The sequence below is a fragment of the Pseudomonas sp. COR18 genome, from assembly GCF_048568395.1.
Taxonomy (GTDB): Bacteria; Pseudomonadota; Gammaproteobacteria; order Pseudomonadales; family Pseudomonadaceae; genus Aquipseudomonas; species Aquipseudomonas fuscovaginae_B.
Map to the genome: position 1 here is coordinate 6,931,066 of NZ_CP183808.1, position 6,582 is coordinate 6,937,647.

The 6,582-nt window shown below is 67.1% G+C and carries 4 protein-coding genes; all 4 read right to left on the reverse strand.

The annotated features are described in order from the left end of the window. Window positions 1–29: 29 nt before the first annotated feature. From ACM62G_RS31060 to ACM62G_RS31075, 4 genes are read right to left on the reverse strand one after another with little or no spacing between them, the layout of a single operon-like run. Window positions 30–1,673, reverse strand: a complete 1,644-nt coding sequence (locus ACM62G_RS31060) for an ABC transporter ATP-binding protein (RefSeq protein WP_419736417.1) — start codon at window positions 1,671–1,673, stop codon at window positions 30–32. After that, a complete protein-coding gene (locus ACM62G_RS31065) occupies window positions 1,670–2,518 on the reverse strand; it encodes an ABC transporter permease (protein ID WP_054061296.1) in 849 nt (282 codons plus the stop codon). The genes ACM62G_RS31060 and ACM62G_RS31065 overlap by 4 nt, the downstream gene beginning before the upstream one ends. Then, window positions 2,518–3,507, reverse strand: a complete 990-nt coding sequence (locus tag ACM62G_RS31070) for an ABC transporter permease (RefSeq protein ID WP_419736418.1) — start codon at window positions 3,505–3,507, stop codon at window positions 2,518–2,520. Before ACM62G_RS31070 ends, ACM62G_RS31065 begins: the two co-directional genes overlap by 1 nt. Then, a complete protein-coding gene (locus ACM62G_RS31075; protein ID WP_419736419.1) occupies window positions 3,504–5,114 on the reverse strand; it encodes an ABC transporter substrate-binding protein in 1,611 nt (536 codons plus the stop codon). Before ACM62G_RS31075 ends, ACM62G_RS31070 begins: the two co-directional genes overlap by 4 nt. Between the last annotated feature and the right edge of the window lie 1,468 nt (window positions 5,115–6,582).

The window sequence follows — 6,582 nt, forward strand, 5'->3', positions numbered from 1 at the left end:
GGGTCCTGTCGGATGGAAAAGGGATGGGTTCACCAGGCGCCCTCGCGAGTCTGCGCCGGGCGGGATGCTTCGGCGAGCACCGATGAGGCGCCGAGCAACGCGCGGGTGTAGGTGTGCTGCGGCTCGGCGAACAGCCGCGCCGTCTCGCCCTGCTCGACGATCCGCCCGCCCTGCATCACCGCGATGCGATCACACAGCCGCGCCGCCACCCGCAGGTCGTGGGTGATGAACACGATGCTCAGGCGCAGGCGGCGTTGCAAGTCCTCCAGCAATTCGAGTATCTGCACCTGAATCAGTGCATCCAGCGCCGACACGCATTCGTCGGCGATGAGAATCTTCGGCCGCACCGCCAGCGCCCGGGCGATGCCGATACGCTGGCGCTGGCCGCCGGAAAATTCGTGGGGGTAACGCTCGAAGGCGGTGGGCGGCAGGCCGACCAGTTCCAGCACCTCGCGGGCGCGCTGCTGCGCTTGGCGAGCCGGCACGCCCTGGGCCAGCGGCCCGGTCATGACGATCTGGCCCACGCTCTGGCGCGGATTGAGCGAGGCGAACGGGTCCTGGAAGATCATTTGGATCTCGCCCCGCAACGGCCGCAGGCGGCGCTGGGACAAACCGGCGACCTCCAGCCCCTGCCATTGCAGTTGCCCGCTGTCCGGTTGCAGCAGGCGCACCAGGCAACGCCCGAGGGTCGACTTGCCCGAACCGGACTCGCCGACGAGGCCCAGGGTCTCGCCTTCACGCAGGTGCAGATCGACGCCGGCCAGGGCCCGACTGGCGCGCTTGCGCCACCAGCCGCCCTGTCCGGTGTAGGATTTCTCCAGTTGCCGCGCCGCGAGCACCGTCGACACCTGGCTCAGCGGCGGACGCGGCGCCAGCGGGCTGGCCGAGACCGCCGCCAGCAACCGCCGGGTGTACTCCGCCGCCGGGGCCTGTAGAACCTGGGGCGCACTGCCCTGCTCCACCAGATGGCCCTTTTCCAGCACCAGCACGCGATCGGCAATCGCCTGCACCACGGCAAAGTCATGGGTGATGAACAGCACCGCCATGCCCTTGTCGCGCTGGATCCGTCGCAGCAGTGCGAGGATCTGCGCCTGGGTGGTGACATCCAGCGCCGAGGTCGGCTCGTCGGCGATCAGCAGCGCCGGGTCGAAGGCCAGCGCCATGGCGATCACCACCCGCTGACGCTGGCCGCCGGACAATTCGAAGGGATAGGCGTGGCGCAGGCGTTCCGGGTCCGGCAGGCCGACGTAACCGAGCAGTTCGAGTACTCGCCGGCGACGGCTGGCCGCCGCCTTCACACCATGGGCGGCGAGGGTTTCGTCGATCTGCCGGCCGACGCTCAGCAGTGGATTGAGCGCGCTCATCGGTTCCTGGAAAACCATGCTGATATCGCGTCCACGCAACTGGCGCATGCTCGCCTCGTCGAGTCCGGCCAGATCATCGCCGCGCCAGCGGATGCGGCCGCTCTCCAGCGTCAACGACTCGGGCAACATCCGCAGCAGGGCCTTGGCCAGCATCGACTTGCCCGAGCCGGACTCACCGACCACGCAGAGCAGTTCGCCGCGTTCGAGCTGCAGCGACAGGTCGTACAGGGCATGGCTGCGATCGGCACCGGCCGGCAGCGCGATGCGCAGGTGCTCGATGCTCAGCAAGGGATTGTGGCGGTCTGTCATGAGTGGGCTCCTGGTTGCCGCAGCGGCGCGCAGGCCACCCGCAGGCCCTCGCCGACGCGGTTCACCGCCAGCACGCTGAACAGGATCGCCAGGCCCGGCCACAGGCTCATCCACCAGGCATCGCGCAGCAGGCCGCGGGAGGCGTTGATCATGTAGCCCCAACTCATCGCCTCGGGATCGCCCAGGCCGAGAAAGGCCAGGGCCGCTTCGGTGAGAATCGCGGTGGCCATGACGAAGGTGAGGGTCACCAGCAGCGGTGCCAGGGCATTGGGCAGGATCTGGCGGAAGATGATCGCCGTCGACGACTGCCCGAGCACCCGCGCCGCCTGGACGAATTCGCGCTGGCGCAGGCTGAGGAATTCACTGCGCACCAGGCGCGCCACCGCCGGCCAGGCGACCAGGGCGATGGCCAGGACGATCGAACCCAGGGACGGTTCGAGCACCGCCACCAGGATCACCGCCAGCACCAGTTGCGGCACGATCTGGAAGAACTCGGCGATGCGCATCAGCACAGCGTCGAGCCAGCCCCCGAAGTAGCCGGCCAGGGCACCGACCAGGGCGCCCACCAGCAGGGTCGCCAGGCTGGCCAGCGCCGCCACCGCCAGGGACACCCGCGCGCCATACAGCAGGCCACTGCCGAGGTCGCGACCGAGCATGTCGCTGCCCAGCCAGTGTGCCGGGTCGTGGAACGGTGCGAGCAGCGGCTGGCTGTTCATCTCCCAGGGCTGGCTGTCGGTCAGCCAGGGAGCGGCCAGCGCCAGCAGGCCCAGCACCAGCAGAAACAGCAGCCCGGCCAGTGCCGACGGCTGCGCAAGGAACCGGCGCAGGAAGGAATGCCGTTGCATCAGTGTGGCCCTCCGGCGCCGATTCGCGGATCGAGCCAGCGACAGGCCAGGTCGGTCAGCAGGTTGAAACTCACCACCATGATCGAAATCACCAGGAAGCCGCCCATCAATACCCCGTAGTCGCGCTGCGCCAAGGCCTCGTACATCAGCCGACCGATGCCCGGCCAGGAATAGACCACCTCGATCAGCAGGATGCCGCTGGCCAGTTGGCCCAGTTGCAGGCCGGCGAAAGTCACCACCGGCAGCAACGCATTGCGCAGCACGTGGGCCCAGAGAATCCGCCGCGGCGACAGGCCCTTTGCCCGCGCGGTGCGCACGTACTCCTGGCCCAGCGCTTCCAGGGTCGCGGCACGGGTCAGGTGGATGTAGAGGGCCAGGAACAGAAAGCTCAGGGACAGGCATGGCAGCACCAGGTGCTGCAAACGGTCAGCCCACCAGGCCAGACCCTGGTAGTCGGCAGCGACGGTTTCCATGCCGAAGGCCGGCAACCAGTCGAGACTCACCGAGAACAGCAGGATCAGCAGCATCGCCAGCCAGAACGACGGGGTGGCATAGAGCAGCAGCGCGCCCTGGGCAATCAGCCGGTCGAGCCACGGCCGGCGTTCCCGGCTGCGCGCTGCAAGCACGCCAAGGGCGATGCCGGCCAGCGATGACAGCAGGAACGCCGAGCCCATCAGTGCCAGGGTCGCCGGCAGCCGCTCGGCGATCAGCGACCAGACCGGCGCCTGGTTGCGATAGGAATAGCCCAGGTCCAGTCGCGCGATATGGCCCAGATAGATCAGCAACTGCTGGGCCACCGGCTTGTCCAGCCCCATGTCCTGACGCAACTGCGCGATGTACCGGGCGTCATCGACCCCGGCTTCGCCGGCCAGCATCAGCGCCGGGTCGCCCGGTGCCAGGCGGATCAGCAGGAAGCTCAGCACCAGCACCCCGAGCACCATCGCCAGCGCCCGCAGCAGCCGCGAGCCAAGGAAGATCAGCCCGCTCATGGTGTCGGCGCATCGAGGTAGACGCTTTCGTCGTCTTCGTTGAGGCTGGTGGCGGTCTGCAGCAGGTTCCTGACCTGGCTATGGTAGAGCGTCGGATAGCGCATCTCGAAGATCGGCAGGATCGGCAGGTCGGTGTTCAGGCGGTTCTCCAGCTCGCTGTAGACCTGGCGACGCTGCTCGCCGTCCGCCGTGTTGGCGACCTTGCTCCACAGCGCATCCGCCTGCGGGTTGCTGTAGCCGCTGACGTTGGCGAACGGCGAGGTCTTGAGGATGTAGTCGGAGCGGTACAGGTAGGCGGTGGTCAGGTACGGATCGCCGACCTGGAAGATGAAATTGTAGGTCAGGTCGAAATCCCAGTCGCTGACCCGCTGGAACCAGGTGGCCGCGTCCGAGGTGACCACCTGGACCTTGAAGCCCAGCGGCTGCAGAGCCTGCTTGGTGTACTCGGCGGCGCGTTCCCAGGCACCGCCCTTCTCGCCGTTGAGCAGGCGGATGCGCACCGCGCCGACATCGACGCCGGACTCGGCGATCAGCGCCCTGGCTTTCTTCAGGTCATAGCTGTACTGCGGCAGTTGTGGATCGTGATACGGCGAGCTGGAGACGAAGGGTCCCTGGGCCACCTTGCCCGTGCCGAAGAAGATGTTGTCGACAATGAACGGCCGGTTCAGCGCATAGAGAATCGCCTGGCGTACCTTGGGGTTGTCCAGCGGCGGCTTGCGGGTGTTGATCTGCAGGAAGGCCAGCCCGGAGTACAGTTCCCAGCCCTGCTCCGAAGACTGCACGCCGGGCAGGCCGCTCAGGCGCTTGAGGTCGGAGTAGTCGGCATCGCCGCCGCGCAGCACCTGCACGTCGCCACGCTCGAAGGCGGCGGCCCGGGAGGAAGCGTCGGGGATCACGTGGAAGACGATACCGTCCAGGTGCGGCAGGCCCTTTTTCCAGTAGTCGGGGTTTTTGCCCAGCTTGATATAGGCACCTCGTTTCCATTCCTGGAACACGAACGGACCGGTGCCGACCGGCTTGAGGTTATAGGGGTTGTTACGGAAATCGGTGCCTTCGTAGAGGTGCTTTGGCACCACCGGGCGCAGGCCGCTGCCCAGGGACGAGAGCAGCGGTGCGAAAGGCTTCTTCAGGTGGAAGGTCACCTGCAGCGGGCCGCTGGCGTCGATGGAGGCGACGAATTCGGTGAACACCCCGCCGAGGCGCTTGTCCACTTCCGGGTAGAAGGTCCGAAAGCTGAACACCACGTCGTCGGCGGTGAACGGCTGACCATCGTGCCAGCGCACGCCGTCCTGCAGGTCGAAGGTGTAGGTCAGGCCGTCGGCGGAGACAGTCCAACTCCTGGCCAACACCGGTTTGGGTTGCAGGTGGGTGTCGTAGGTCAGCAGGCCCTGGAGGATCTTGCCGCTGACGTACTGGGTCGAAACATGGGAGACCACGCCATGCATCAGCGATGGCGGTTCCGGCTGGGCCACCAGGTTGAGCACACCGCCATCGCGGGGTTGTGCCTGCACGCTGCCAGCCAGGATCAGCGCACTGGCGGCGAGGCCGAGCAGGGCCCGGCGCAGGGGCCGGGTGCGAGATGAAGGGGTCGGCGAAAAATCAGGCATGGCGGGCTCCGCAGGAAAGATTCGGCAGGCACGGCACAGGGTGTGCGACCGGCCCTTTCGAGGGTTTTAGCAAGGCCTGTGCCAGTGCTTTTGCGCCCGTGTTTGCGCGGTACCGGGTTGCCGCGCAGTGATGAAAAAACCACAACCCGTGCCGGACACTGTGGAAAAAGCAGCAGCCTCCCCTGTCTCATCGTTGGGAACCGGCTCGCTGGCACCCAAAAACACCAGTCGCGGCTCCCCGAGAAAACCCATTGCCCTGCCCTGGCACAACCCTTGCGACAACTGCGATCTTCGAACCCGCGAGCCTCTTCCCATGTTTCTGGATTACCTGGGCAACCCCATCGATAGCGACCTCTCCACCACCCGACGCGGCATCGACGACTTCATCGGCGGTTTCCTCGGTTATCACCCACGCGCCGAAAACATTCTCGCCGCCGCCGATGCCGACCCGAACTCGCGGCTGGCCAATGCCCTGGCCGGCATCCTGCTGATGTTCAGCGAGTCTCCCGACGGGCCGCGCCTGGCCGAGCGTTATCGCCAGCAGGCCGATGCCGTGCACGTCGCTCACCGCCGTGCCGACCTCTACCTGGCGACCCTCGATGCCTGGATCGCCGACGATCTGGAACGGGTACTGGGCCTGACCGAGCATTTGCTGGACAGCTTCCCCCGCGACCTGTTCGCCGCCAAGCTCAACCAGTACGTGGAATTCAACCGCGGCAACTGGCCGGCGCTGCTGCGCATTGCCCTCAAGGCCCGCGACGCCGCGCCGGAAATCGCCCATAGCCATGGCCTGCTGGCCTTCGCCTATGAACAGTGCCACCTGCTCGATGAAGCCGAGGCCGCCGCCCGCCAGGCCCTGGCGCTGCAGGCCGACGAAGCCTGGGCCCAGCACGCCCTCGCCCACGTGCTGCTGACCCGCGGGCGGATCGAGGAAGGCATCGACTTCCTGGAAAGCGTCAAGCACCACTGGCAAGGCCTCAACTCGTTCATGTACACCCACAACTGGTGGCACCTGGCGCTGTTCTACCTGGCCCGGGGGCAGGATCAGCGAGTGCTGGAAATCTATGATCGACACGTGTGGGGCATCCTCCCGGAATACTCCCAGGACCAGATCGGCGCGGTGTCGCTGCTGGCCCGCCTGGAGCTGGCGGGGGTGGATGTCGGCCAACGCTGGCAGGCCGTGGCGGCCTACCTGCGGGTGCGGGTCGCAGACACGGTGCAGCCGTTTCTTAGCGTGCAGTACCTGTATGGCCTGGCGCGCGCCGGGTTGCCCGAGGCGGACCGATTGCTCGAGGCCCTGCGCGAACGCAGCCACAGCGCACCGGCCTTCAGCCGCGACACCTGGGCCCAGGTGACACTACCCCTGGCCGAGGGGTTGCTGGCCCATGCCCGTGGCGACTGGCATACCGCAGCGCAACGCCTGGGCAGCGTGTTGCCGCGCCTCAACGATATCGGCGGCAGCCACGCC

Bases quoted from the DNA above. Each gene is read 5' to 3' on its own strand.
- ACM62G_RS31060 (WP_419736417.1), bottom strand. From the start codon at position 1,673: ATGACAGACCGCCACAATCCCTTGCTGAGCATCGAGCACCTGCGCATC.
- ACM62G_RS31065 (WP_054061296.1), bottom strand. From the start codon at position 2,518: ATGCAACGGCATTCCTTCCTGCGCCGGTTCCTTGCGCAGCCGTCGGCA.
- ACM62G_RS31070 (WP_419736418.1), bottom strand. From the start codon at position 3,507: ATGAGCGGGCTGATCTTCCTTGGCTCGCGGCTGCTGCGGGCGCTGGCG.
- ACM62G_RS31075 (WP_419736419.1), bottom strand. From the start codon at position 5,114: ATGCCTGATTTTTCGCCGACCCCTTCATCTCGCACCCGGCCCCTGCGC.